The sequence below is a fragment of the Nonomuraea sp. NPDC050536 genome (genome assembly GCF_044457685.1).
Lineage (GTDB): Bacteria > Actinomycetota > Actinomycetes > Streptosporangiales > Streptosporangiaceae > Nonomuraea.
In genome coordinates this window covers 230,276-254,151 of the sequence record NZ_JBITHD010000008.1, presented here as the reverse complement: position 1 = coordinate 254,151, position 23,876 = coordinate 230,276, and the positions used below count along the sequence as shown (strand labels likewise).

The window sequence follows — 23,876 nt, the reverse complement described above, 5'->3', positions numbered from 1 at the left end:
CTCCCCGCCGGTCCGGCGCATTATGACGTCAGCTTTGCTCCAGCCCAGTCCGCGTGGTCGCTGTTGATCCCATCTCCCGCATCCGTCACCTTCAGCACGAGCGAGGTCACCCCGGCCACACTGACGTCGATGGAGGCGGCCGCACTGGATGGAGTCATCGCCGATGGACTCTCATACAGCTTGACGCCGTCGCCCCAGACCTCGAACGTGACCGTCGCATTCGCGCCGACCTCGTCATCGACCCCGACATCCGATTGGAACCGGGAATAGGCACCGTTCAGGGAGTAGGTGATGCTGCTGGTCGCATGCGTGCCCAGCCCCTTGGCGTACGTGGTCCCGTTCAGGGTGATGGTGTGCCCATCGACGCTCCGGTCCTTGTGCAGGGTGCCCCACCCGATGGTGGGAGTACCGGTCCAGTTCAGATCGCTGAGGAACGCCGCAGCGCCGCTGGAGGAGGTGGTGAACGTGACCGCATTGCTGGCACCCGACACGTTTCCGGCGGCGTCCTTCGCCTTCACCGTGAAGGTGTACGGCGTCGCAGCCGACAGCCCGGTCGCTGTGAAGCTCGTGCTCGTGGACGAGCCGGCCAGCGCGGTCCCGCGGTAGATGTCGTAGCCCGTCACCCCGACGTTGTCGGTCGCCGCCGTCCAGCTCAGCTGGGCACTGCTCGACGTGACGTTGCTCGATGCCAGGTGGGTCGGCGCCGTCGGCGCTTGGGTGTCCGCACTGACAAGTCGGGCGTTCGCCCAGTCGGCGTGGTCGCTGTTGATCCCGTCTCCCGCATCCGTCACCTTCAGCACCAGCGAGGTCACCCCGGCGATACTCACGTCGATGGACTGGGTCGGGCTCGACGCCGTCAGCGTCGACGGGCTCTCGTACAGCTTGACGCCGTCGCCCCAGACCTGGAACCTGACCGTCGCGCCCGCGGAGATCTCGTCGTCCACGCCGACATCCGACTGGAACTTCGCATACCCGCCGTTCAAGGTGTAGGTGAGGGTGCTGTTGGCATGCGTGCCGATGCCCTTGGTGTAGGCGGTCCCGGCCAGCTTGATGGGGTTTGACCCGACGCTTCTGTTCTTCTGAACGGTGCCGAAGTCGCTCACGGCATTGACCCAGGTGAGATCGCTCAGATCGGCTGTCTGCCCGTTTCCGCTGATGGCGGTGGTGACGTTGACCGCGTCGCTGGCCGCCGAGTTGTTGTCGGCCGCGTCCTTCGCCTTCACCGTGAACGTGTACGGCGTCGAGGCGGAAAGGCCGGTCGCCGTGAAGCTCGTGCCCGTCGACGAACCGATCAGCGTGGTGCCGCGGTAGATGGTGTAGCCGGTCACGCCGACGTTGTCAGTCGACGCCGTCCAGCTCAGATCCACGCTGTTCGAGGTCACCTTGCTCGCCGCGAGGTGGGTCGGCGCGGTGGGGGCCGTGGTGTCACCCCCTGCGCTTCCGGCGGTCGCGGTGACCGACGCGCCGGCGGTCACCGGCACCGCCACGTACGAAACCGTCCGGCCGTACAGCGACTTGGTCTGCGGCGTCTGTGGGGTGCCGTTCACGCTGATCGTGGAGAGGGTTCCGTAGAACTGGGCTTCCCAGGTGATGGTGGAGCCGGAGTTGTTGGTCAGCGTGGAGGACGTCGTGCCGGTGTGCTTGAGCTTGAGGTCGTTGCCGCCGACCTTGAGGTGGTTGATTTCCACCCACGGCACCTCAGAGGTCAACCGCGGGATGGTGGCCACCTTGTTGTGCGGGGCGTCCGGTTGCACCCCCATCATGCCTTCGATAGTGCTGCTGACGACCGTGAACGAAATTTCCGGATATCCATTCTTCTCGGCCATGAGCTTCTTGAGCCACGCCCAACCCTCTGAAGGCCGGTTGTACTGGTAGTACATCTCCGGCAGATAGGAGGTCGCCTCGACATTCAGGTCGTCGTCGTTGGCGGCGATGAAGTCCAGGTAGTCGCTTGTCCTGGCGCCCTGGTCGCCCAGCCCCGTCAACATCATCAGGAAGCTGGCCTCATGCCCCCAACTGCTGTAACCCTTGCCGTCGGCGTCCTTGCCGCGGATGTAGCGGTTGGTAGCCGAGTCCCACCAGTTCGTCTCGAAGTGGTCGCGTACCCGCTGGGCGCGGGCGGCCCACTTCGCGCTGTTGGCGTTGTCGCCCTTTTCCTTCAGGATCGCCGAATACGCGATCATCGACTGGTACTGGTAGCCCAGCGCATCGGCGGCGGAGACGAGATTCTCGTTCGGGAACTCGAAGAATGTCGCCGTGTATTCGCCAGGCTGCATCTTCGCGACCGGCTGCTCGCTGGCGGGATTCGCGTCGTTCCACGTCACCTTGTGGTTGGTCAGAAACGAACCCATGGTCGAGTCGTAGTACGCCGAGAGGGTCGGATCGTTGATCCAGTTCTGGTTTCCCGTCCACTGGTACTGCTTGTAGGCCTTGGTCATCACGTTGAACGGTGACGGCAGTTCCCTGAATCCCGTTCCGTCGATGTAGTACATGCTCCCGTAGGAGCTGTGCGCCCAAAGCGGCCAGCCGTTCTGGCCCGGATCGTCGGCATCGCCGGCGAACGTCTTCAGCATGGCGAAGGTCTCGTTGTCCAGGCCGAGCGCGTGCGCGCCGTCCGACTGATGGGCGATGTCCCTGTTGTAGAAGGACTCCCGGTTCAGATAGGCGCCCCAGTAACCGGGCATCACCGTGGTGTGCGTGGGATCCTTCAGCCGCCACCACTCCGGTTCGTGCCCCATTATCGGGTTCCCAGGGTAGAACGTCATGCCCAAAGCCCGGTCCTTGCCCCAGGTGAAGCCCGCGTTCAGTGCCGCGTTCGGTGAATCGATGCTCAGTGTGCTGGCCGGCGGACCCACGTACTCCTGGATCGTGATCTTGTCGACACGCGGTGTCTCGTTGACGGACGCGGCCGTCAGTTTGATGGTGTCACCGTTGTTGAGCGTGACCTTGCTCGACGTATGGGTGTCGATGTCCGCGGGATCGGTGTAGTCGCGACCGTTTCGCTGCGCCGTGGCCCACGAATCCACAGTGGTGGAATTCACCGCGAGTGTGTAAGTGACTCCGCCCGCGATTTTGCCGTTGTAGCGCGTGATGAGGTCGTAGGTGCCGGCGGCGCCGCTGAATGCCTTGGTAGCGGTGCTCGACTGGCCGGAAACGCCCTGGATGTAATTCACGGTCTCGACCGGCGCGCCGTTGAAGGTGTGCTCCACGCTGGCTGTCGTGAAGTTGGACAGCGCCATGCTCTCGGCCTCGACAACGTACGGCCCTGCCGCTTCGGCAGGTAATCCGGGGAGGGCGGATACGGCAAGGGCCGAAGCCAGTAAGGCTAGGAGCGCATGGGTGAGACGGCGCATCTGAAATCGATTCCCTTCGACGAGGAAGCCGGAGCGCTACGTTGGAAGATGTTGATCTGTGTGGCCTATTGAGTGCTTCACGAAGATCAATGTCAACTCTTGTTTACTTGGGCGAGGGCGGCTATCCTCCGCGCGCCCATGCGCGCAAGCGTGCGAGGCGGCCTGCCTTCGGCACAGACTGGCTCGATCGAGCGAAAACTTTCATTGAACTCTTGCAAGCGTGGGTGTAGCGTCCAGGCCAACACCGCACTCCCCAGGAGTCACTCCATGGATGGATAGAGGAAGAGGTAGACGGCCGAAGCGGCCAGCGGTCTGCCTTGCGGCGGTAGTGGCCGGCTGGAGCTCGGGCCTCGTGGCAGGTTGGTGCGTAATGTGCCCGAATGATCGGGATACCAGAGGCGCTCGCGCGGAGCACTGTCGCGCCTGAAGGAGAGCCCGGCGCAGCGTTCGTGGATGAGCTGCTGGGCGATGGGAGTGCCTGCCGGACGGCGAGGTCACGCACGGGGGCGTCAGGGTCATCGTCCCGGTGCGACGGCGGGGAGTTGCTCACGGAACGCTCGTAGACCGCGATCCTGCTCTGGGCCGGAATGAGTACGGCCACCGCGTGATCATCGTGTGAGGACAAACGAAGATCGAACGCGTAGTGCCTGAACGGCGGGGCTCGATGATTGAGCGAGCGCTAAGACAGGGGTCAATGGCGGGGTGACCGGCGATGAGGTCTACGGCACCAGCACCCCGCTGGGTTGTGGAGGGTCGAGAAGAGGTCTCGAGGGCGTTCGTCGACGGGCGTTACGGCTGGAACGTGACCGGGAGCGAGGCGAAGCTGCGCACGGTGCCCGTCGGGAGCCGGAACGGGGTACCGGTCAGCCGCAGCGGTCCCGGTGCGTCGTGCAGGGCGCCGGTCAACTCCCTGAGGGCGAGCTGTCCGAACAGCGACCCCAGGCAGGAGTGGGGCCCCCACCCGAAGCCGAGGTGCTTGTTCGGGGTGCGGTCGAGCAGGAGCTCCTGAGGCCGTGGGAACTGGGCCGGATCGCGGTTGGCTGCGGCGAGAACGAGGAGAATCGGGTCACCCTGCTTGATGGTGACGCCGCGGATCTCGGTCGTGCGCCGCACGATCCGGCTCGTGGCCTGCGTCGGTCCGTCGAACCGCAGGAACTCTTCGATCCCGGTGCCCAGCAGGGCGGGGTCGCGGAGCTGTTCGAAGAGGTCGGGTCGTTGCATGACCAGGAAGGCGAAGCTGCCGGAGGAGGCGAAGATCGTCCCGAAGCTGCCGATGAAGAGGAGGCCGATGAGGTTCTTGGTGACCGGCAGAGGGACGCCCAGCGCCTCGGCTTGGTTCTTGAGGGTCAGCATCGTGCCATGGGTTTCCGGCGAGCCGAGCCACCCGTCGATGAGGGTGCCGAACGCCTCTCGGACCCGGAGTTCCGCCTCCGGGTCATGCTCGGCGAGGTCCGCGTCGAACTTGCGGGCCATGCCCTCGACGATCGTTTTGAAGACCTGGGGGTCGGGTTCTGTCACGCCGAGGAAGTCGGCCGTGATCGTGCCGGCGAGCCGCGCGCTCACCTCCATCATCCAGTCGAACGACGGCCGTGACACGACGCCCTCGAAGATGTGGTCGATGCTCGCGCGGACCCTGCGCCCGATCTGCTCGAGGTCCTGGGCGTGAATGGAACCGATGACGAGCCGCCGCAGCTCGGCCTGCGCTTTGACGTCGATGACCTGGATGCTCTCCCCGGACTCGGAGGAGACCTCGCTGACCCGGCGTGGGTCGCGGACGAACAGTTCGGAGTCCATGAGGATCTCTCGGCAGTCGTCGTAGCGGGTGACGACCCAGGCGCCCACCTTCTCGTCCCAGAAGATCGGATGCCTCTCCTGGAGATCCGCGTACACGGGGTAGGGGTCTTCCAGCATGGCCGGGCTGAGCGGGTCGAAGTCTGGAGCGGAGCTCATGGGCTGGCCTGCCTTTCGGTGACTTCCGGGACGTACTGGGGTCGCTCGCTTCCCGACGGGATCAGCGGACGGAGATCCTCAACTGCGTCGGGCCGCGGCGGTTCAGCAGGCTGTTCCACGTCGGCTCCTCGACGAGCTCGAGGCGTGGGAAGCGGAGGAGCATCCGGCTGAAGGTCAGCTGGCCGTGGAGGCGGGCGAGCGCGGCGCCGACGCACGCGTGGATGCCACGGGCGAACGACAGGTGCTCGTTGGCGTGATCCCGGCGCAGATCGAGATCGTCGGCGGTCGGTCCCCACTTGTCCGGGTCGTGGTTCGCAGACGCGAGGGACATGACGATGGCCGTGCCTGCCTCGATGGTCCGGCCGTGCAGTTCGATGTCCTGCAGCGGGTAGCGTCCGGTGAGCTGGAGTGGTGCCTCGTAGCGCAGCAGTTCCTCGACGGCGTTGCGGGCGAGGGAGGGGTCGTCGCGCAGCTCGGCGGCCTGGGCGGGGTGGCGCGCCAGGGCCAGGACTCCGTACGTGAGGTGGCTGGCGGTCGGCTCCGGGGCGGAGACGTGGAGCAGGATCACGTGACTGATGAGCTCGTCTTCAGTGAAGCCGTCGGGGGCTGCGAGCAGCTTCGACAGGACGTCGTCACCCGGGTGGGCCCGTTTGCGGGCGCACACGTCTTGAAGGTAATCGCGCATCTCGTCTCTGGAGCGGACGATCGCGCGGGTGACCTCCGGGCTCGCCACCGGTTCTGTGAGGTTGACGATGTCAGAGGTCCAGGCGTGGACCTGGGCCCGGTCCTCCGGCGGCATCCCGAGGAGTTCGGAGATGGCCTGGAACGGGATCGGGATCGCGACGTCGGCGAGGAAGTCCGCCTCTCCCTTGTCTTCGAGCATGTCGAGGTGCTCGTCGATGAGCTGGATGAGGCGGGGCTGGTAGGCCGCGATGGACGCGGGGGTCAGCCCTTGGGACAGGTGCCTGCGCCATTTCGTGTGCTCAGGGGGATCCCGGAAGAGGATGACGGAGATGGCCTCGTACGCGAGGTCCTGCTCCGGGCCCCTCTTGAGGTTGCGGTGGTCGACGCTGAACCGGTCCCTGTCATGGAGGATGGCGTCGATGTCGTCGTACCGCGTGAGGAGCCACACGCCGTCTGCGGCCATGATCTGATGGCACGGGTCCGACTCCCGCAGCTCCTTGAAGAACGGATAGGGGTCGGCCGCGAACGCGGGGTCGAACGGGTTGTATTCGACGGTCATCGTAGGTCACCCGCCTTGTCGGCGTCGCGCGGCAGGCCCGCGGCCGCGAGGTCGTCGACGTAGCGGGCGACCTCGCTTTCCGGATGGATCCGTTCGAGCGAGGGGATGAGCTCTTTCGCGATCTCGGCCGTGATGGCCGGGTTGATCCGCAGAATCTGCTGGGTCAGCTCGCGGGCGTACTCCTTGTCCCCTTCGCGCTGGTGGTAGGCGGCCAGGCCGATCCGGACGAGGATGTTGTCGTCGTTCTCCCTCCGGACCTTCTCCAGCAGCTCCATCGCCTCGGCCTGCCGGCCGGCGCCCAAGTTGATGTAGGCGAGCGCCATCAGCAACCCGTGTGGCGGGAAGGGGTCGAGGCGCAGCGCCCGGCGGATGGAGCGGCTGGCCTCGAGACGCTGGTGTCCCATGGTGAGCGCGACGCCGCGCATCGCGTGCGGCCAGGTGATGCACGGGTCCGCGGTGATGGAGCGGTCCTCGTGCTTGACCGCCTCTCGCCAGTTGCCCCTCACGAGCTCGACGACGCCGAGGATGCCGTGGCCGACCCCGGAGTCGGGGTCGAGCTCGACGCACCTGGAGGCGAGCGCCCACGCGTGGTCGAGATGGGCCGGGTCGAGGCTCCAGCCTTGGGTGTGCTCCTGGGTGTAGGTCCCCGCGAGCAGGCCGTAGGCGCTGGCGAGTTCCGGATCCTCGTCGATGGCGCCCTGAAAGAGAGCGCGTGCGGCGAGGAGGTCTTTGTGGTGCAGCTGACGCATGTGGTAGTAACCCCGCCACACCGCCTCGACGGAGCGGATGCTCTTCGGCGGCCTGGTCAGCCGGTCCAGTTCGGCTGACTCGAGCTCGAAGCCGACGGCCTGGAGGATCCTCTCGACGATCTCGACCTGGACCGCGTGCATGTCCATGAGCCCGCACTCGAACGATGCCGACCAGAGGGTGGCGCCGGGGCGGGCCTCGATGAGCTCCGCGTTGATCCCAAGCTGATCCCCGGTGCGCTCCACCGAGCCGCGCAGGATGTACCGGACGCCAAGTTCGGTGCCGAGCTGGGTGGGGTCGGTCTTGGTGCCCTTCAAGGAGAAGGCGGTGTCGGCGGAGATGACGAACACGGCGTTGCTGCTTCGCGCGAGGTTGTTCATCAGGTCCTGGGTGACGCCGTCAGTGAGGTATTCGTCGTCGGCGCCCGCGCTCTCGAACGGTAGGACGACGATGGACGGGCCCTTGTCCGGCGGCGCCGGGTTCTTCGGCGGCCTGCTGATCCCCAGGGCGTCGATCACGAGGCCGCGAAGGTATGGGCGGAAGTCCCACCACATTCTGGTCATGAGCTCACCCTCAGTCGTCGGGGAAAGAAGCTCTTCCGCATGGTTTTCGCCGCTTTATGGGTATCGCGGCGCCTTCTCTGACCACAACAGCGGTGGAATACGCGCGCGAGGCGGCTTCTGTGTACGGCTTGCGATACGCCGGGATTCCATATCAGGATCCTTTCCACCGGCAGCGGAGGAGATCGAAATGCCTGACGACGTCAGCACGGCTGGTCGGCCCCACATAGACATCGCATCGGTACAGCGGCTGGCCGAGCTGGCCGACTACGTGGTGCCCTTCGCGATTCGGGCCATCTGCACGCTAGGTGTGGCCGATCACCTCGTCGACGGGCCGCTGCCGATTCCCGACCTGGCCAAGCGCAGCAACGCCGAACCTCAGGCGCTGCTGCGCGTCCTTCGCGCGTTGGCGGGCAAGGGCATCTTCACCGAAACCGAACCGGGTGTCTTCGGCCTGACCCCGCTGGCCCAGCCGCTGCGCAGTGATCATCCCGTCTCGTTGCGCGAGGCCTACCCGCTGCTCGTCGGCGACCTGCAGGCCTGGGCGCGGTTCGACTACACCCTGCGCACCGGGCGCTCGTCATTCGAGTACGTCCACGGGATGGGCTACTGGGAATACATGGTCGAGCACCCCGAGGAAAGCAAGCGGTTCGACGGCTCTCAGGCGGCCGGGACCCGAGTAGAGGTGCGCACCGTGTTGTCCGCCTACGACTCGTGGGCCGGGCTGAACTCGGTGGTCGACGTCGGCGGTGGCAACGGGATGTTCCTGATCGGCCTGCTGAGCCGGCTGCGCCACATGCGCGGGACCCTGTTCGACCAGCCGCATGTCGTGGCCAACGCGCATGGCCTGCTGCGTGAAGCCGGGTTGACCGACCGTTGCACCGTCGTCGGCGGCAGCTTCTTCGACGACGACGTGCCGTCAGGCGCCGACGCCTACCTGCTCAAGCGCGTGTTGTGGTCCTGGGCGGACGATCGTGCCCACCTGCTGCTCAGCCGGGTGCGCGAGGCCATGCGCGAGGACAGCAGGCTGCTGATCCACGAGCCGGTGTCATTCCCCGGCGACAGCGACGAGGTCGGCAAGGCCTACGACCTGATTCTGCTGACGATGGGCGGTGGCTGCGCCCGCACCGAGGAGGAGCTCCATGCGTTGCTCGGCGGCGCCGGGTTCCGCATCTCCAGGGTGATCCCGACGCCGATGTTCCCGCTGGTCGAGGCCGTTCCGGCGACCTGACCGCCGCTCTTCACCCCGAGTCGCCTGCCCGAGCGACGAAATCCGCACGCAACCGCTGCTTGTCGATCTTCCCGACGGTCGTACGCGGCAGCGCGGCCACCATCTCCACCCTGTCCGGCAGTTTGTACGTGGCGACACCGTGAGAGGTCAGGAACGCGCGAACCTCCGACAGCGTCGGCGGCCGCCCCTCTCCCACGGCGAAGACACACGGAACCTCTCCCATCAGCTCGTGCGGCACCCCGACCACCGCCACCTGACGGAAGGCGGGGTGAAGGCCGAGCACGTCCTCCAGCTCCGCCGAGACGATCTTCTCGCCGCCCTTGTTGATGACGTCCTTCAACCGTCCTTCGACGACCATGTTTCCGTCCGAGGTGATCCGTACCAGGTCACCGGTGCGCAGGAAGCCGTCGGCGGTGAACGCCCTGGCGTTGACGTCGTCGGCCCGGTAATAGCCCCGGATGGTGTACGGCCCTCGCGTGAGCAGCTCGCCTATCTCGCCCCGCGCGACCTCGGCATCGGTGTCATCGACCACCTTGATCTCGTCGGCCGCCGCCAGCGAGCGGCCCTGCGTCTCGATGACGACGTCGTCCGGGTCGTCGAGGCGGGTATAGGTGAGCAGCCCCTCCGCCATCCCGAACCAGTGGGTCAGCCTCGCCCCCATCTCGGTCATGATGCTGCCCGCCAGATCCGGCGACAGGTGCGCGCTGCCGACCTGGATGAGCAGCCCGGACATGTCGACGTCGAAGAACTCCCTGGCCTCCCGCCACACCTGGACCATCGGCGGCATCAAGGTCGTGAGCGTCACCCGCTCGGTCTCCAGCAGGTCGAAGACCACGTCGGGGCTGGGGTTGCGCGGCAGCACGACCTTGCCGCCGACGGCCAGCGTGCCGAGCAGGCCGGGGCAGCCGAGCGCCGCGTTGTGAGCGACGGGCAGCGAGGCCAGATAGCAGCCCCGCTCATCCGTCCCGGTCGCCGCCGCGGTGGCGTGCAGCTGGTAGGCGTAATCGTCGTGGGTACGCGGAATCAGCTTGGGCAGCCCGGTGGTGCCACCTGACAACAGGAAGAACGCGACGGCCGAGGGCTCGGGCCCCGGCAGGGACACCGGCTCCGCCAGCACGTCGTCGAAGCCGAGGAACTCGGCCGGCTCACCGACCACGATGACGTGCCGTACCGATGAGACCTCCTTCTGGACCTCGCGCGCGAGCCCCGTATAGGAGAAGCCCTGATACTCGTCGGCCACGACGTAGCCGACCGCCTCGGAGTGCTCGGCCAGGTAGCAGATCTCCCTGCGCCGGTGGCCGGGCAGGCCGTACACAGGAATGGCGCCCAGCCTGTAGCAGCCGACGCTGACGGTGACGAAGGCGGCGATGTTCGGCAGCTGGACGACGATCCGGTCGCCGCGCCTGATGCCGAGCCCCGCCAGCCCGGCCGCGAACCTGTCGGCCTGACGGTCGAGCTCCGCATAGGACCAACGCGTGCCCTGCGGGTCGACGACGCCGATGCGGTCGCTCTGGTTCCAGGGGCGCAGCAGGTCTCCCAGAACCTCGCCCCGCCAATAGCCCTCGGCCCGGTAGCGCTCGGCGAACTCCGGGGGATATCCGACCACACCCGGTAACGGCATCTCAGGTCTCACCTTCGCCGCTCCCTTCGATAGCGGCCCCGTCTCGGAGCCGGCGTCTCCAACGTGATCGCCGCTTCACATCCCGAGGTACGCCGCGAGCCTGCGCACGCCCTCGAGAGTGGACTCGCGTTCCGCGCACAGAGTGATCCGCACCAGGCGATCCGCCACCGGATTCCCGGCAGGGAGGAACCCCCGGCCGGGAGCGATGCCGACGTCGATGTCGGAAAGCGCCTGCTTGCAGAACTGATACGTGTCGTCGGTATAGGCACTCAGGTCGAGCAGGACGTACCAGCCACCCGCCGGAGCCATGTAGAGGAGTTTGTCGCCGAGCCGGTTCACGACCGAGTCCCTGGTCTGCCGCACGTACTCGCGATGTGCGGCCAGGTGGGCCGGCGCGCCGAGCGCCGCCAGCCCCGCGTACTGCACCGGCGTGCTCGGAGCCACCAGGGTCGCCTCCTGGACCCGGGTGAGGAGCGCGGCGCGATCGTCGTTCGGGGCGCTGGCGTAGCCGAGGCGGCAGCCGGTCATGGAGTAGCCCTTGGAGAAGGTGTGCACCGAGAAGACCACTCGGTCTTCTGGCGGCAGCTCCAGGTCGAGGTCGGCGATTCGGCAGGGCTCGCCGTCGTAGACGAAGTCCTCGTAGGCCTCGTCGCTGATCACCATCACCCGCCGGCGTACCGCCCAGTCATGGAGTTCGTGAAGCTCCTGGGCGGACCAGACCCGCCCGCTCGGGTTGCCCGGCGAGTTCACCAGGACCGCGACGGTGCGCTCGCTCGCACAGGCCTCCAGCACGTCGGCGACGGAACGGCCATCGCCGAAGGGGGCGAAACGCGTCGCCATGCCGGTCATCGTCACCTGCTGGTAGTGCATCGGCCAGTGCAACTCCGGCAACACCACCTGCCCGCCGTCCACGGCGATCGACTGCATGATCGCGCTGATCGCCTGGCAGGAGCCGGGGGTGACGAAGATGCGGTCCGCCGGCGGCCGGCCGTTGTCGGCCAGCCGATCGGCGAGTGCCTCGTGCAGCGCTTCCAGCCCGCGCGCGCCCGTGTAGGCGGTGTGGCCGTCGCGGATCGCCCTGCAGTATCCCTCGACCGCCTCCTGCGGCATGCGGATGTACGGCTCGCCCACGTGCAGGGCGATGACCGGCCGTGGATGCGCGCCGACGAGCCGGTGGATTTCGTGGAGGCAGGAGAGCGGAATGCTCCGGCTACGCTCGCTGATCAGCACGACCGGCCCCCGTCCACCACCAGCAGCGTGCCGGTCATCCACGATGCGGCCGGGCCGAGCATCATCCGGATCCAGGGAACCACGTCCTCCGGCCGGCCCATCCTTCCGAGCGGGGTGGTGCGGATCATGTCCTCTCTCAATCTCCTGGTCGCGTCCTCGTCCAGGCCGAGGTGGTCGTACATCTCGGTGTCGACGGCTCCGGGGAGCACGGCGTTGACCCGGATCTCGGGTGCCAGCTCCCGTGCGAGAGACCGGGTGAGGTGATGCAGGGCCGCCTTCGTGGCGCCGTAGAACGATCGGTCAGGTACGGCCAGCAGCCCGCCGATGGAACCCACGTTGACGACGCTGCCACGGCTCAGGCGCAACAACGGCGCCGCCTGCCGGATCAGCGCGGCGGGGCCCAGCACGTTCAGCTGGAACAGCTGTGTGAAGGTCTCGACGGGGATCGACTCCAGCCGGCCGAAGGTGGCCACCGCCGCATTGTTGACAAGCATGTCGACGCCGCCCAAGCGGTCTCGTGCCACGGCGACCACGCGGGCCGCGGAGTCGGGATGGGACAGGTCCGCGGTGACCGCGAGGACGTCATCGGGGGAGGCGCCGGCCTCGACGCATTCCGCGCGTGCGGTGTCGAGCTGGTGCGCACGCCGGCCGACGAGAACCAGCGAGATCTTGTCGGCGGCGAGGCTGACGGCGAGACAGCGGCCGAGGCCGCTCCCGGCACCGGTCACGATGGCGACTGATCCCACGGTCAGATCCCGCCCTCTTCGAACTCGCCGGCCAATTTCCGCTCGGCGTCGACCACGACGGCCAGCTCGGCGACGGTGGGGGCGGAGAGCAGCTGCCGGAGCGTCACCGCCACTCCGAGCCGGGTGCGGACCGATTCCTGCATTCTGGTCGCCTGCAGACTGTCGCCACCGAGGCCGAAGAAGGTGTCGCGGCGTCCGATCTCTGACACCTCCAGGACATCGGCCCAGATCGCGGCGAGTGCGCGTTCGGTCGGGCCTTCCGGCGGCTCCGGCTGCGCATCGGTGGTGTGCGCCCGTTCCAGCAACTCGGCCAGCCGCCGCCGGTCCACCTTGCCGGTGCCGGTGAGCGGGATCTCGGGAAGCGTGATGATCTCATCCGGAATCATGTGCGCGGGAAGTTCGTCGGCGAGTGCTCGCTTCGCGTCGGGCGCATCCGTGCCGACCAGCGCCGCGGCGATTCTGCGGTGCGGCGAGCCGACCGCGAGGGCGACCGCTCGTTCGACGTACGGCAGGCGAGCCAGAGCCGCTTCGATCTCCCCGAGCTCGATCCGATGCCCGCCGATCTTCACCTGGTCGTCGGAGCGCCCGAGGAATTCCACCATCCCGTCGGGCAGGTAGCGGGCGAGGTCCCCCGTGCGATACCACCGGTCACCGCCGTCGTGGACGAACGCCGACGCGGTCGCCTCGGGCGCGTTGCGGTAGCCCGTGGCCAGTCCGGAACCACCGATCCACAGCTCGCCGGGTACCCAGTCCGGCCGGTCCCTGCCGTGCCCGTCGGTGACGCGGAACCGCTGTGCAGGCAACGGATAGCCGTAGGGCACCGCGCTCCATTCCGGCCGGGCGTCTTCCACCTCGAGCAGGTTCGACCAGATCGCAGCCTCGGTGGCGCCGCCGAGGGCCGCGAAGCGGGCATTCGGGCGCAGCCTCCGGACCCGCCCGGGAAGATCGACACTCACCCAGTCCCCGGATACGAGGATGACCTGCGGCACGTCGTCCGGGTCCGACAGCCCTCCGCCGACCAGGAGCATGTCCAGCAGGGCAGGGACGGAATTCCACACCGTGACCCCGTGCTGCCGCACGAGCCGCCCCCAGCTGCGTGCCTCCTTCCGGTCCAGCTCGTCCACCAGGACCACGGCACCGCCGGCCGACAGCAGCCCGAAGATGTCGTAGACCGACAGGTCGAAGTCGAGGGCGGACAGGGCGAGCACCCTGTCACGCTCGCCGATGCCGAAATGGTCGTTGACCGCCATGACGGTGTTCATCGCCGCCCGGTGGGTGATCTCCACGCCTTTCGGCTCGCCTGTGGACCCCGACGTGAAGATCACGTAGGCCGGCCCGTTGTCGGCGGGCAGGACGCCGTCGACGGATACCGGTTGGTACCGCGCCAGCTGGTGGACGTCGAAGACCGGCAACTCGCCTGGCCAGCCCAGCCGTACGATCTCGTCGCCGGTGCAGACGACACCGCCGACCCCGGCGGTCCGGTACATCCGTTCCCGCCTCGCGGTCGGCTGGTCGATCCCGATCGGGACGTACGCCGCCCCGGCGGCGAGGACTCCCAGGACGGCGGCGATCTGCCACGGTCCTTTCGCGGTCGTCACCGCGACCGTGTCGCCGGGCGAGATTCCCACCGCGTGGAGGCCGCCGGCGATCCGCCGGGCCCGGTCTGCCAGCTCGCCGTAGCTGAGCTCGTCTGACTCGCCCCACACCAGTGCGGTTCTGTCCGGGTGCAGGGAGGCTCTGTCGAAGAAGCGCTGGTGCAATCGGCCCAGCCGAAGGGGGGCGCCTGTTGCGTTCACGCGCGTGCGCACCGCCGCCTGGCTTGGTGGCAGCGGGACCGCGAGGGGCTCGTGCCAGGACGCCGCGTCGGTGAGCGAGGTCAACGCCCCCTCGTACGCGCTGGTCAGCGCATCGACCAGACCGGCGGGGAACACGCCGTTCGTGACGTCCCAGTTGATCAGCAACCCGCCGTCGCCGCTCTCGATCAACTGCTGATCCAGCCACACCTGCGGCGTCTCCGACGACGTCCACACCGGCGTGCCGAAGCACTCGCACACCTCCGGGCCGAACAGGTCGCCCATGCCGATGACGCTGGTGAACACCACCGGGGCGCGCAACCAGCTGCTGCGGGATACGCGTGCCAGGTCGCGCAGCACCTCGACGCCCGAATACTCGGCATGGGTGAGGTCGGAGCGCAGCTGGACCTGCAGGTCGCGGGCACGTTCCGCGAAGGTCGCCGGTTGGCCGGCGTCGACGCTGAGCAGCGTGACATTGGTGAAGTCGCCGACGATCAGAGAGACGTCGTCGTGCACGTCGCGCCGCCCGAAGGTGGGCAGGTTCAGCAGGAATCTGGGCTCGGCACTCCATCGGGCCAGCACCTCGGCGTAGACGGTGCAGAACACCACCGGCAACGTCAGGGCCTCGGCCTGGGCCAGGGCGGAGATGCGCGCGACGTCGGCCGCCGACAGCCGCTGGTAGTAGCGCGTGACACCTCGGTGTTCCTGCAGCCCGGCGCCCTCGGCGAGCGGGAGCTGCGGCGGGCCGGGCAACTCCGCCAGCCTGCCTCGCCAATGGTTCCTGGCCGCCTCGGCGGCTTCGGCGTCCTCCAGCTCCCGCTGGTCGGCGAGATACTGCGCGAACGAGTAGCCCGGTGGTCTCAACCCGGCACCGGGGTCCCGGTACAGCGCGGCGAGGTCCGACAGCAGGAGCTGGTAGCTCTGCGCGTCGGCCACCAGCATCGAGATGCTGACGTGCAGCCGGGTACGGCTCCCGCCCACCAGCGACAGCTGGACGTCGAAGACGTCGCCGTGCTCGATGTCGAACCGGCGATGGGACAGCTCCGTCCGCAGCCTGGTCAACTCGTCCTCACCGGCCACGCCCCGTAGGTCGCGCACCGTCAGTCCCGGCCACGGGCTCGTCGCCATCACCTGCTGGCGACCGTTGGGAGTGAATCGGGCGCGGAGCATGCCGTGGCGGGCAAGCAGCGCGCGCACGGCCGCCTCCAGCCGATCCGGTTCGACGTCGCGGCCGTCGAACTCCGCGTAGAAGTGCGCGCTCACGCCACCCAACGGCTGCCCGTCCTGGCCACCGATCCAGTACGCCTGCTGCATCGGGGCAAGGGCATGCTCGTCGTTCTCATCGACGGGTGTCCGCCGGGCCGGCGGACCTGAGCTCGCGAGCCGATGATCGGAGTCGGCCAGCAGCGTGAGCCAACGCGCGAGGGTCGGCTCCTCTACCAGGTCCTCGAACGTCACCCGCACTCCCGCTCGGCGGAAGAGGTTCGCCACCCGCATGACGGCTATGGACTCCATGCCGAGCGAGAGCAGGTTCTGGTGATCGTCGAGATCTCCCGCGTGCATCCCCAGCAGTCCGGCCACGGCCTCCCGCATGTCGGCCGGCCCGAGAACGTGGTTCTGATCGGCCCGGCCGGCGGCTGGCTTGGTCGTGCTCATGAGGTCGTGTCCCTTCCTTGGGCGGGAAGGCATGAACGTCGCGTACAGGCGATCACACACCGATGCAGGTCACGGCAACAACCGGCCTCTACTCGCCCGGTCAACTGAGGACTATCCCCATTTGGGCATCACCTCGACGTGACCGTCTTGGCCGTTGCGATGTAGTCGCCGACGAGCCGTTTCGCCACGTCGTCGTCGAGCCGGGCGCGGTTGTAGCAGAGCACCACCCGATGCCTGCCGTTCTGCGGATATATCTGGAACTCGCACTCGAATCGGCTGGCGAGCTGGTCGATGACGACGATCTCGGCCTCGGCCCCGGCCACGCGCAGGTTCCCGGGCAGCTCTGGGACCATCTGGAACATGACGTCGTCGGGTCTTCGGCCGGGCTCGGCGAATGTGTCGCCCCGCAGCAGCTGGTAGGGGAGTCGTTGGTGCACGAAAGCGCCCATCGCCGTGGCGTGGGTACGGCGCAGCACCTCGCCGAAGTCGTCCTGGCCGCCGATCCGCGTGCGCAGCACAGCCATGTTCGCCAGCAGCCCGACGGTGTCTCGTAGTTCGGCGCGGGTCCGGTTGGCCAGGAACGAGGCGACCACCAGGTCGTCATCGGCCGTGAGCTCGCGCAGGACCAGGTAGTAGATGGCGAGCATGGCCGACGCGAGGGTTGTCCGGTGGCCGCGGGCGATACGTTCCAGGATGGAGACCGTGGCCGCGTCGATCGTGTCGGTGACGCTGGCGCTGACCCATGACCCGGGTGCCGCCTCCCGTACCGGAACCCGCGGGACCCGGGCACCGGCGAGGTGGCTCGTCCAGTACGCCCGGTCCTCGCGCATGCCGGGACCAGCCAGCCACTCCTCCTGCCACCGGCAGAATTGGGCGTACTGCCAGCGCACCCGGGGGAGCGGTGGACCGGCGCCGGTGAGTGACTGCAGGTCGCGGACGATGAGCCCGCACGAGCTGCCGTCCGTCACCGCGTGATGGAGGTTGATGCACAGGCAATGGTCGTCGTCGGCGAGCCTGAAGAGCGTGATGCGCGTGGGCCATCGTTCGGCGTCCACCGGAAGGCGAACTTCGTCGGTGATCGCCTCACGCAGGCCGCTGTCGGGGTCGCCGGAGACGACATCCCGGTGATGCAACCGTACCGGTTGCGGCTCGTGCACGAGCTGGGTCAGCCGGGCGCCCCTTCCGGTGAAGGTCGTCCGCAGGCTCTCATGCCGCGCGGTCAACGCCGACAAGCCCTCGCTGAGGCGCTCTTCGTCGAGCCGCCCACGCAGGCGGAGCACGATCGGGCAGTTCGCGGCCCCCTCCTCGCCCCGGAACCGCTCCAGCACCCACAGCAGGCGCTGTGCCACCGAGGCGGGGAGCTGCCTCACCTCGGCCATACTGTCACCGGCTGGGCGGTGAAGCCGCGCAGGACCAGGCTGTTCCTGCGCACGGGCAGCCCCTTGGGCAAGATGCCTCCGGTCGCCTTGACCAGCGTCTGGAGGGCGACGACCAGCTCCGCCTTGGCCAGCCCGGCGCCCAGGCAGCGGTGGTGGCCGTAACCGAAGGCGAGGTGCGGGTTCGGCGTGCGCTCGGGATCGAACGTGGCCGCTTCGGAGAAGACGTCCTCGTCCCGGTTGGCGGAGCCGAAGAGCACCAGGAGCCTCGCACCGGCGGGTAGGGCGACCCCGCCCAGCCGGTCCTCGGCCACGGTTGCGCGCCACAGCCCCTGCACGGAGGTGTCGTAGCGCAATGACTCCTCCACCACCGCCTCGGCGAATTCGGGTGCGGCCCAGAGGCGCTCCAGCACCTCGGGGCAGCGGAACAGGTTGTCGATGATGTTGGTGAACAGGTTGGCCGTCGTTTCCACCCCGGCGACCAGCAGGAAGGCGCAGAACGCCAGCACTTCGTGGTCGGACAGCCCGGCCGCGTCGGTCGCGGCCACGACGCTGAGCAGGTCGTCACTCGGCTTCTGCTTGCGGCGGCGGATCTCCCGGTAGAAATAGCGGAACATGTCGTAGCCGCGGCCCAAGCGGAACTCGGTGGAGCCGATCGTGTCGAGATCATCCGTGATGACCGCCGCCCACTCCATGAACTCCTCGCGCACCTCGGTGGACACGCCGAGCAGTTCCGCGAGGACGAGCACGGGCAATGGGGCGGCGAGGTCGCGATAGATATCGGCCGACCCGTGCTCGGCATGCGCCAGAAGCCCGGCCACCAACCCCTTCGCGATCTCCTCGATCTTCGGGGTCAACTTGGCGACCGCCGAGCGGGAAAAGGGTGCGAGCACCGCGCGCCGCAGCCTCGTGTGCTGGGGCGGGTCCGTCGCTATCAGCACCCGAACCCCCGGCGCCCCGATCCGATACTCCACCGATCGGGGAAGGTGCGCGCGGGGCACCGCGCCCATGCCCAGCAGCGACGAGAAGCGGTCCGGATCGCTCAGCACCTCGACGACCTCGGCATGTCTTGCCACGAGCCACAGATCACGATCCGGGAGGTGGCATACGGGGGCCTGTTCCCGCAACAACTGATACCCCGGGTAAGGGTCCGCTACAGCTGATGGATGATCCGGGTCGAAAGGACACAACCGCGGAGATTTCGCTGTCCGGTAGGGCACCTCCATGCCGCCCCAGCCTGTTCGATTGTGCCCGGCCAGTCGAGGGCCGGAACTTTCCCCCTCCAGAACCCCCGATCTGCCTCGCGCCGGCGATCGGTGGCCGCGGTGGGGTCCCGTGCGACGGCTCCTGGCATCCGGAAAGGGATCTTGCCCAGCGCCGACAATGTCACCTGGTAAAAGATTGATTCCTTCACCAATTCGGGCTCATCTTCCAAACAGAATCGCGTAGTAAATCGCCCTTGACAAGCGGCGGATATCGACGTAACCAATCTCGGATGATCGTCTCTGCAATCTCGTTTTCCCTGCTCACGGCCGTGTTGTCACACCAGTCCAGCTACTTTCGGGTGGACGGAATCGTTTACTTTTCTACCTTCGGGCGTCTATCTCCCTTGGCCTATATGCCATTCGTTGCCAATATCTTGACGAATCCGACTTTTGTGGGATGCTCGCCGAATTGGGTGATTGTTGCCACGGGGGGTGGCACCTCTGTGGCGCTGACCCGGATCGCACACCAGGCCTTCGAACACGACCTGTCTTGAATAGGGGGAGAGGGTGGCCGATCCCAACAGGCAAGACTGCGCCAACGCTGTACTCGTTACAGCCCACCTGCCGACGCCGCCATCCGGCCAATACGTAAGCCTTCCGATCGAGAGTGTGCTGCAGGCAGACTCTCCACGGCTTCACGGCGAGGACGTGGAGCATATCTACTCGCTTGCCGAGGTGGAGGACCTACCGCCGATTCTCGTTCATCGCACGACAATGCGTGTCATCGACGGTATGCACCGCCTCAAGGCCGCGATCCTACGCGGTGACGACACGATCGAGGCCATCCTCCACGACTGCGATGACGCCGACGCGTTCGTGATGGCGGTCAAAGCGAACGTCCAGCACGGCCTGCCGCTCTCGCTCGCGGATCGGAAGGCGGCGGCAGCGCGCATAGTACGGCTCTACCCGCGTTGGTCCGATCGCGCCATCGCGGAGGTGGCGGGGCTCTCGGCGAAAACCGTGGGAGCCATCCGCCGCGACACGCCCGGCGCACCGGGCCAGGTACGCGAGCGAGTCGGCAGGGACGGGCGGGTCCGCCCGCTCAACACGGTCGACGGCCGCCGGTACGCCAGCGAGCTGATCACCCTGTATCCGGAGTCCTCGTCGAGGGAGATCGCGCGAAAGGCCGGCATCTCACCGAGCACGGTGCGGGACGTCCGCGATCGGCTTCGACGGGGGGATGACCCCGTCCCCACCCGCCGCCGCCCCGGCAACCCCAACGAGCGGCTCGCGCCCGAGCACAAACTCCAGGAGCGGATCAGGAGCCTGCAATCGTTCGACTGCCGCGGCGAGATCCTGCAGAAGCTGAGCAAGGATCCCGCGATCCGCCTGACCGACAAGGGGCGTGTCATGCTGCGCTGGCTGAGTTCGCAGTGCCAGCAGGCGGAACGGGGGCGGGAGTTCCTGGCCGGCAACACCCCGGATCACTGTTCGAGCCTCATCGCCGACCTCGCCTGCTCCTTCGCCGCCGCCTGGCTCAGCATCGCCGGCGAGATGCGAAGCCGCAGCCAGGCCGAGCCGTGACAGCGCGCCCGCCGCGAAGGTGCGCACCGACGACCGCCGCGGCCCTGTTCGAGCAGTGCGTCCATCTTCATGCGGCGCATGCCGCCGTCGAAGACGCCGGCATCTCTCTGACCTACGCCGAGCTCAACGCGCGGGCGAACAGGCTCACCCGGCGACTGGTCGCCTCAGGCGTCGGCGCTGAAGACCTCGTCGCCATCGCGCTGCCGCGCTCCCTGGACCTGGTCGTCGCCTTGCTGGCGGTGCTCAAGTCCGGCGCCGCATACCTGCCCCTCGACCTGACCTATCCGCGCGAACGCCTCGCCTTCATGATCCGTGATGCGAGGCCCGCGCTGGCCATCACCACCGCGTCGGCCGGCCGGCTGCTCAAAGACGCAGCCGGCGAGATCGTCTGCCTCGAACTCGACCAGCCGGAGACCGCGGCGGCCATCGCCGGGCTCGGCGCCGGCGACGTCACCGACGCCGAACGAACCACTTCCGCGGACCCGGCCCACGCGATGTACGTGATCTACACCTCCGGATCCACCGGGACCCCGAAGGGCGTGGTCGTCACCGGGCAAGGCGTGGCGGCTCTGGCCGACACTCAGCGCCGCACGCTGCAGGCCGGCCCGGGCAGCAGGGTCCTCCAGTGGGCCTCGATCAGCTTCGACGCGGCGTTCTGGGACTTCTCTGCCGCCTTGTTCTCCGGAGCGACGCTGGTGCTCGCACCGGCGCAGGACGACCGGTCCGTTCCCGACTCTCGGCTGCACGACCTGCTCCGCGATGGCCGGATAACGCACGCCACCCTCCCGCCCGCGGTGCTCGCGGCCCTCGACGACGACGTACTGAGCGGCGCGACGATCGTCACCACCGGCGACTCCTGCACCGAGGCGATCGCGAAAAGGTGGGCTCGTGGCCGTCGGCTGCTCAACGGATACGGCCCGACCGAGACCACCGTCGGCGCGACCATCAGCGAGCCGTACAGCGGAGCCGGGGTACCGATCGGCCGGCCGTTCACCGACACTGTCGTCCACCTGCTCAACGAGGCTCTCCAACCGGTCGGCGCCGGGGAGATCGGCGAGATCTACATCGGCGGCCCGGGAGTCGCACGAGGCTACCTCAGACGGCCCGAACTCACGGCTCAGCGGTTCATCGCCAGCCCGTTCGAGCCCGATGAACGGCTGTACCGCACGGGCGACCTGGCCTCCGTGGCCGAGGACGGGCAGTACGTGTTCCACGGGCGCGCGGACGACCAGGTCAAGATCCGGGGCTTCCGGGTCGAGCCGGGCGAGGTCGAGTCGGTCCTCGGCCGGCATCCGGGGGTACGGCAGGCGGTGGTGATCGCCAGAGACGACGAGCACCTGGGCAAGCATCTGGTGGCCTACGTCGTCACCGATGGCTGCGATCCGGAGCAGCTGCGGGAGTATCTGGCGCGCAAGGTGCCCGACTACCTGGCGCCTGCCGCGATCGTCGAGATATCGGCGGTTCCCCTCACGCCCAACGGAAAGGTCGATCGCAACGCTCTCCCGGAGCCGCCACGGCACACCGCCTCCGGCCCCCGGGCGCTGTCAGAGCATGAGTGGTATCTGTGCACCGTCGTCGCCGAACTGCTCGGAGTCGACCCGGTGGGCCCCGCGGACGATTTCTTCGCCCTCGGTGGGCACTCACTGCTGGCCGGCAGGCTGATCGGGCGTATCAGGAAAGATCTCGGCCTGCGGCTGCCGTTGCGATCACTCTACCGAGCCAGCCGGATCACCGACATCGCCGCCAGCCTCGCCGAGGCGGAACCCGACTCGCGCGGCGTGCCTGACTGAGGGCATTCCTCACTCGCGCGCCACGGTTCCGCCGTTGTCTTCCAACCAGGGTTTGCGCCATGGTGGAGCAGCCTTGCCGTACGGCGGCGCATCCATGACACCTCGGGAAGTTAACAGACAGCCGTTGAGGAGATCATGAAATCGCGAGCGCTAACGATCGCGCGCCATGAAGCGCGCCTGATGGGAACCCAGCCATGGGTGGTGGTCATTCTCATCATCATTCCCGGCCTGCTCCTGGCATTCTTCGCCAAAGGCATCGTCGGCGGCCCGGCGCGGGCGGTTCCTGGCATCGCAGCGCTGTTCGGCTTCTTCGGCCTCTCGGCCATCGGCCTGGCGTTCTTCCGCGACCACGGCTGGATGACCTGGGACCGCCTAAGGGTAAGCGGAACCCGGCCGTTCGCCGTCATCGTGGGCAAGCTCACGCCGCTGGCAGTGGCGTTCCTGGCGCAGTACGTCCTGCTGTTCCCCCTGAGCTGGGCGGCGTACGGGCTGCGGATCCGCGGGAGCGTCCTGGGAGTCGCCCTGGTCGCGCTCGCCCTGGTCGCCGTCGAACTCGGCATCGGCCTGCTGCTCGCGGTGGTCTGCACCACCATCGCCCAGCTCAACATGTTGGTGAGCGTCGGGGCGCTCCTCCTGGTCGGTGGCGCGGGCGCGTTGTCGCCGATCGACACCTTCCCCGGTTGGGTGCAGGCGATCGCACGGATCTCCCCCGTCTACTGGTCCTTCAAGGGCTTTACCGTCGCCATCGCCGAGGGCGGCAGTGTGGGCGATGTGCTCGGCCCGATAGCCGTCCTGTTCGGCATGGCCGCCGCCTGCTTCGTGCTGTCCGGGATCTTCTACAAACACGAGCAACGCAAGACCTTCTTCTCCTGACGGCTCACGGCCGGGGTTCGAGGGTCACGTGCCCCCACCGACTCCAGGTAACTGCTACGGGAAAGGACAGCAGAGTTGGGAAACCTCGCCGATGACACCGTCGTCAAAGGGACCGATGGCCGATACCAAGCCGATCTCTCTGGCGAATGGGATTTCTGGGGACCTAACGGCGGCTATGTCGCAGCCCTCGGGCTACGTGCGGTCCAGGCCCACAGTACGCAGCCACGCCTGGCGTCGATGTCCACACACTTCCTGTCCACCGCCCGCCACGGCCCTGTGGAGATCAACGTCACCACGCTCCGGGCCACCCAGAGGGCGGAGTCCATCCGGGTGTCGATGTCCCAGGAGGGTCGTCCCATCTGCGAAAGCCTGGTCTGGATGGTGGCCGCCGACCTGACCGGAGTCGTCCACGACCACGTGCGGCGGCCGGACCTGCCTGGTCCGGAGGAACTGCTCTCGATCATCGATCTGGTGGGCGCGGAAACGGAACCACCGTGGCCGATCTTCCGGAACATCGAATGGAAGCCGTTCGAATGGCAACACCCCGGCGCGTCCGACCCCGCGGCCGCCGAGGCGCGATGGTCCGCCTGGTGGCGCTTCCTCCCTCAAGCGACCTTCGAGGACGCCTTCGTCGACGCGGCCCGCGCGGTCATCCTCCTCGACCTCAACACGTGGGCGGCTGGAAGCAAGGGGCGTCCATACGAGGTCACCTATTTCGCGCCGACCATCGACCTGTCCGTACAGTTCCACCAGGCCCAGCCCGACTCCGAATGGCTGCTCGTTGACGGCATGGCCGACATCGCCAAGGATGGGCTCGTATCCGGCCAGAGCCGGCTGTGGAGCTCGACCGGCACGCTGATCGCCTCCGCGTTCAGCAACCTGCTCTGCAAGGAAATCCGGACCTAGCCGGCGGCCTCT

General features: G+C 67.7%; 16 protein-coding genes. 6 read left to right on the top strand and 10 right to left on the bottom strand.

Annotated features, from left to right (window positions below):
• Nucleotides 1–20 precede the first annotated feature (20 nt).
• The 4 genes from ACIBHX_RS24150 to ACIBHX_RS24135 form a co-directional block, all read right to left on the bottom strand.
• Nucleotides 21–3,353, bottom strand: coding sequence for an NPCBM/NEW2 domain-containing protein (locus ACIBHX_RS24150; protein ID WP_397069458.1), 3,333 nt, complete (start codon nt 3,351–3,353; stop codon nt 21–23).
• Between the two features lie 789 nt (nt 3,354–4,142).
• Nucleotides 4,143–5,303, bottom strand: a complete 1,161-nt coding sequence (locus tag ACIBHX_RS24145; RefSeq protein ID WP_397069457.1) for a cytochrome P450 — start codon at nt 5,301–5,303, stop codon at nt 4,143–4,145.
• 61 nt (nt 5,304–5,364) lie between these two features.
• A complete protein-coding gene (locus ACIBHX_RS24140; RefSeq protein WP_397069456.1) occupies nt 5,365–6,546 on the bottom strand; it encodes a cytochrome P450 in 1,182 nt (393 codons plus the stop codon).
• The gene (locus ACIBHX_RS24135; protein WP_397069455.1) at nt 6,543–7,856 is read right to left on the bottom strand and encodes a hypothetical protein; all 1,314 of its coding nucleotides are present in this window, start codon (nt 7,854–7,856) and stop codon (nt 6,543–6,545) included. Before ACIBHX_RS24135 ends, ACIBHX_RS24140 begins: the two co-directional genes overlap by 4 nt.
• 187 nt (nt 7,857–8,043) lie before the next feature.
• Between ACIBHX_RS24135 and ACIBHX_RS24130 the strand changes: the two genes are divergently transcribed.
• A complete protein-coding gene (locus ACIBHX_RS24130) occupies nt 8,044–9,084 on the top strand; it encodes a methyltransferase (protein ID WP_397069454.1) in 1,041 nt (346 codons plus the stop codon).
• 10 nt (nt 9,085–9,094) lie between these two features.
• On the opposite strand, the gene ACIBHX_RS24125 is transcribed toward ACIBHX_RS24130, so the two are convergent.
• The 6 genes from ACIBHX_RS24125 to ACIBHX_RS24100 form a co-directional block, all read right to left on the bottom strand.
• Nucleotides 9,095–10,705: a (2,3-dihydroxybenzoyl)adenylate synthase gene (locus tag ACIBHX_RS24125; RefSeq protein ID WP_397069453.1), complete on the bottom strand. Its 1,611-nt coding sequence runs from the start codon at nt 10,703–10,705 to the stop codon at nt 9,095–9,097.
• Between the two features lie 75 nt (nt 10,706–10,780).
• On the bottom strand, nt 10,781–11,935 hold the full coding sequence (locus ACIBHX_RS24120; protein WP_397069452.1) for a pyridoxal phosphate-dependent aminotransferase: 1,155 nt from the start codon (nt 11,933–11,935) through the stop codon (nt 10,781–10,783).
• Nucleotides 11,929–12,681, bottom strand: coding sequence for an SDR family NAD(P)-dependent oxidoreductase (locus tag ACIBHX_RS24115; protein ID WP_397069451.1), 753 nt, complete (start codon nt 12,679–12,681; stop codon nt 11,929–11,931). The genes ACIBHX_RS24120 and ACIBHX_RS24115 overlap by 7 nt, the downstream gene beginning before the upstream one ends.
• 2 nt (nt 12,682–12,683) lie before the next feature.
• Nucleotides 12,684–16,130 carry an amino acid adenylation domain-containing protein gene (locus ACIBHX_RS24110; protein WP_397069450.1) on the bottom strand — a complete coding sequence of 1,149 codons (3,447 nt, stop codon included), beginning with the start codon at nt 16,128–16,130 and terminating at the stop codon, nt 12,684–12,686.
• 128 nt (nt 16,131–16,258) lie between these two features.
• The gene (locus tag ACIBHX_RS24105) at nt 16,259–17,500 is read right to left on the bottom strand and encodes a condensation domain-containing protein (RefSeq protein WP_397069449.1); all 1,242 of its coding nucleotides are present in this window, start codon (nt 17,498–17,500) and stop codon (nt 16,259–16,261) included.
• Complete coding sequence (locus tag ACIBHX_RS24100) at nt 17,497–18,582, bottom strand: cytochrome P450 (RefSeq protein ID WP_397069448.1); 1,086 nt, start codon at nt 18,580–18,582, stop codon at nt 17,497–17,499. The genes ACIBHX_RS24105 and ACIBHX_RS24100 overlap by 4 nt, the downstream gene beginning before the upstream one ends.
• Before the next feature lie 419 nt (nt 18,583–19,001).
• Here ACIBHX_RS24100 and ACIBHX_RS24095 point away from each other — a divergent pair, with 419 nt between their 5' ends.
• The 5 genes from ACIBHX_RS24095 to ACIBHX_RS24075 all read left to right on the top strand — a co-directional run bounded on the left by ACIBHX_RS24095 (nt 19,002) and on the right by ACIBHX_RS24075 (nt 23,864).
• The gene (locus ACIBHX_RS24095; protein WP_397069447.1) at nt 19,002–19,265 is read left to right on the top strand and encodes a hypothetical protein; all 264 of its coding nucleotides are present in this window, start codon (nt 19,002–19,004) and stop codon (nt 19,263–19,265) included.
• Between the two features lie 13 nt (nt 19,266–19,278).
• Nucleotides 19,279–20,295 (top strand): ParB/RepB/Spo0J family partition protein, encoded by a 1,017-nt coding sequence (locus ACIBHX_RS24090; RefSeq protein ID WP_397069446.1) that lies wholly within the window; start codon nt 19,279–19,281, stop codon nt 20,293–20,295.
• Nucleotides 20,292–22,085 carry an amino acid adenylation domain-containing protein gene (locus ACIBHX_RS24085; protein WP_397069445.1) on the top strand — a complete coding sequence of 598 codons (1,794 nt, stop codon included), beginning with the start codon at nt 20,292–20,294 and terminating at the stop codon, nt 22,083–22,085. The genes ACIBHX_RS24090 and ACIBHX_RS24085 overlap by 4 nt, the downstream gene beginning before the upstream one ends.
• 180 nt (nt 22,086–22,265) lie before the next feature.
• The gene (locus ACIBHX_RS24080) at nt 22,266–22,958 is read left to right on the top strand and encodes an ABC transporter permease (protein WP_397069444.1); all 693 of its coding nucleotides are present in this window, start codon (nt 22,266–22,268) and stop codon (nt 22,956–22,958) included.
• Nucleotides 22,959–23,033: 75 nt separating this feature from the next.
• Nucleotides 23,034–23,864: a thioesterase family protein gene (locus ACIBHX_RS24075; RefSeq protein WP_397069443.1), complete on the top strand. Its 831-nt coding sequence runs from the start codon at nt 23,034–23,036 to the stop codon at nt 23,862–23,864.
• Nucleotides 23,865–23,876 lie beyond the last annotated feature (12 nt).

Coding starts and splice junctions, on each gene's coding strand:
- ACIBHX_RS24150 (WP_397069458.1), bottom strand. CDS start 3,353: ATGCGCCGTCTCACCCATGCGCTCCTAGCCTTACTGGCTTCGGCCCTT.
- ACIBHX_RS24145 (WP_397069457.1), bottom strand. CDS start 5,303: ATGAGCTCCGCTCCAGACTTCGACCCGCTCAGCCCGGCCATGCTGGAA.
- ACIBHX_RS24140 (WP_397069456.1), bottom strand. CDS start 6,546: ATGACCGTCGAATACAACCCGTTCGACCCCGCGTTCGCGGCCGACCCC.
- ACIBHX_RS24135 (WP_397069455.1), bottom strand. CDS start 7,856: ATGACCAGAATGTGGTGGGACTTCCGCCCATACCTTCGCGGCCTCGTG.
- ACIBHX_RS24130 (WP_397069454.1), top strand. CDS start 8,044: ATGCCTGACGACGTCAGCACGGCTGGTCGGCCCCACATAGACATCGCA.
- ACIBHX_RS24125 (WP_397069453.1), bottom strand. CDS start 10,705: ATGCCGTTACCGGGTGTGGTCGGATATCCCCCGGAGTTCGCCGAGCGC.
- ACIBHX_RS24110 (WP_397069450.1), bottom strand. CDS start 16,130: ATGAGCACGACCAAGCCAGCCGCCGGCCGGGCCGATCAGAACCACGTT.
- ACIBHX_RS24095 (WP_397069447.1), top strand. CDS start 19,002: ATGATCGTCTCTGCAATCTCGTTTTCCCTGCTCACGGCCGTGTTGTCA.
- ACIBHX_RS24080 (WP_397069444.1), top strand. CDS start 22,266: ATGGGAACCCAGCCATGGGTGGTGGTCATTCTCATCATCATTCCCGGC.